2 protein-coding genes and 1 tRNA gene are annotated in these 1,087 nt (G+C 44.4%); 1 reads left to right on the top strand and 2 read right to left on the bottom strand.

Annotated elements, in window-relative coordinates; all coding sequences use genetic code 11:
* Both rbp and PX636_RS19150 read right to left on the bottom strand, forming a co-directional pair.
* Positions 1–234, bottom strand: a 234-nt coding sequence (gene rbp, locus PX636_RS19155) for an RNA-binding regulator (RefSeq protein WP_288118326.1), incomplete at its 3' end; no start/stop codon positions are given.
* Between the two features lie 221 nt (positions 235–455).
* Positions 456–710: a DUF3493 domain-containing protein gene (locus PX636_RS19150; RefSeq protein WP_002781347.1), complete on the bottom strand. Its 255-nt coding sequence runs from the start codon at positions 708–710 to the stop codon at positions 456–458.
* Positions 711–769: 59 nt separating this feature from the next.
* Here PX636_RS19150 and PX636_RS19145 point away from each other — a divergent pair.
* Positions 770–841, top strand: a tRNA-Thr gene (locus PX636_RS19145).
* The last annotated feature ends 246 nt before the right edge of the window (positions 842–1,087 follow it).

Raw genomic sequence — 1,087 nt, 5'->3', positions numbered from 1 at the left:
GCGGGCCTGGTTAACTTTAATTGATCGCCCCATCCATTCAGCACCATCCAGTGCCTCAATTGCGGTAGTTTCCTGGGCTTTACTTTCCATTTCCACGAAGGCGAAACCGCGTTTGCGGCCTGTCTCTTTGTCAACGGGGACATGAACCCTTTTAACCTCGCCGTAGTCTTTAAAGACCTCGACCAGATCTTCTTGGGAAATCTCGTAAGAGAGATTACCAACAAAAATAGACATAATACTTGAATCCTCGATCAATACTCGAAACGGTGTGGAGACACAAAATTCAGGGAGAAGCCGAACAATACTAAAGTAAAAGACTTACCGAATTAATACTGAAAACGAACTTGAACACCAATCTTGACTCTCGCCTCGATCATAACACAGAAAGATTGGAGTTAATGTTAACTTTTATTCTCCAGGGAAAGAGACCGTTTTGGCTATCGGTGGCTACTCCCTCAACCGCCAGCTTTTTTCTCCCGACGAAATAACCAAATCATCAGGGCCACCACACCGATTTGTAGGGCAAAATTGGGTAAGGCGGTGGCTACGTCCCTGCCTGCCGCTAATTGGGCCAGAAAAACCACCGCACCGATAAAACCGGATGCCCCTAAACCGAGATAGATAAACTGTCGCAGACCTCGGTAGGGATTGGCCGCTTCCGCTTTCAAGCGCGCGTATTTTTGGGGATCGAGTCGAGGAGATTTGCTCATAAAAAAATTTTTCTAGCTCTGTATCTATTGTCCGTGATATAATCAGAAACTGGCAATGTGCCGATGTAGCTCAGTGGTAGAGTAGTTGATTCGTAATCAATTGGTCGTGGGTTCAAATCCCATCATCGGCTTGAGTTTGAAAATAAAAAAAAGATCGATCTAAAATCGATCTAAGGTACTGGGTAAACGATCGCCAATGCGGGTAAGGCAAGCGCAAAATTTTTCTAGGTGAAATCAGGATTTAGGGATTGCCAACACTGAGAGTATTTCTTTTTGATCGCTGGTTAAAGGTTGAATTTTTTTTGAGCGCTCAAAAATAATGTAGTAGCGATCGCTTGTCGGTCTTTATCAATCGTGCCTAAAGAATCGGCTTGCTG

This window comes from Microcystis sp. M53598_WE2, from assembly GCF_030067735.1.
Taxonomy (GTDB): Bacteria; Cyanobacteriota; Cyanobacteriia; order Cyanobacteriales; family Microcystaceae; genus Microcystis; species Microcystis aeruginosa.
The sequence above is the reverse complement of the archived record's forward strand: the minus strand, read 5'-3'. Positions and strand labels throughout refer to the sequence as shown.